The following is a 1,180-nucleotide window of genomic DNA, read 5'->3' as shown; positions in this document are numbered from 1 at the left end:
TTTGTCATATTAACTCGAAGTAATAGCTCTTCTTCAATAAATCGACTAATATTATTCATTACTCGATTTGCTGCTTTTTCCGTTCCTACGAAGATAAGACAATCATCTGCATACCTTGCAAACCTTAGATTTCTGCTTTCTAGTTCTTTATCCAACTTATCAAGGATAATGTTTCCAAGTAGTGGTGATAGTGGGCCACCTTGTGGTGTTCCAATTACCGCTTCCTTGTATTCGTCCTCAATCATGATTCCACTTGTCAGAAATTTTCTAATCAGTGATACTACATCCCCATCTTGTACCTTCTCCGATACAATTTGGATTAGCTTATCATGGTTTACTCGGTCAAAGAATTTCTCTAAGTCGATATCAACGACCCACTCTATCCCTTGATTAAAATATGCAAGGGCTGCCTCAATCGCATTATGCGCTCCTCGATTCGGTCGAAACCCATAACTATGTTCTGAAAACTGTTCCTCATAAATTGGACTTAGCTTTTGTGCGATAGCCTGCTGAATGAATCGATCAACAACACAGGGGATTCCTAATTGTCTCTTCGTTCCATCATCTTTTGGTATTTCAACTCTTCTAACCGGTTTCGGTTGGTACTTCCGTGTTCGGATACTCTCTTTTAGTGCTTCTTGGTTATCTTTAAGATATCCACGCAATTCAAATGCCATCATCTTATCGACACCAGCTGCACCTTTATTTTTAATTACCTGTTTACAGGCAAGTTCAAGATTTTCATCACTTAGTATTTCTTCTAATAACTTCATAAGTTGTAATTCCTTTCTCTCATATCCCTACCTACCAACATGCCTTCTATGTTTACCACAGTGTCTAGCAATCTCGTTCTCTTTTGTAGGCTAGGTAATCCTAGTAGTCTTTACTATTTACTATTCAGCCCTTCGCTCCATGTTCATTACAAACACTTCCAAACTACTATAGCTTCTGCTGACTTCTCGTTACCCACTCCTGCATCACTACAGGTATTTGGTTTAGGTATCGAGATCTCCCGGGTTAAGGTCATACCACTTTCCTCTCATCTATCCGCCACATTTACATTGATTGTTTAATACGTAATCCTTTGGACTTCAGTGTGTTTTGCCACCTTGTCCACAATCCCCGCCTGATGTGATTCGTGTTCCTCGGACCAAGAGTTTGCCTCGACCTTCCTTCAGAT

General features: G+C 39.8%; 1 protein-coding gene. It reads right to left on the bottom strand.

Annotated features, from left to right (window positions below):
* Window positions 1-773 (bottom strand): group II intron reverse transcriptase/maturase (ltrA, locus tag ACRDCA_RS02115; RefSeq protein ID WP_438688103.1); only part of this gene is annotated, 773 nt, incomplete at its 3' end.
* Between the last annotated feature and the right edge of the window lie 407 nt (window positions 774-1,180).

Source organism: Serratia sp. (in: enterobacteria) (assembly GCF_051654945.1).
In the GTDB taxonomy this organism is placed as follows: domain Bacteria; phylum Pseudomonadota; class Gammaproteobacteria; order Enterobacterales; family Enterobacteriaceae; genus Chania.
The sequence above is the reverse complement of the archived record's forward strand: the minus strand, read 5'-3'. Positions and strand labels throughout refer to the sequence as shown.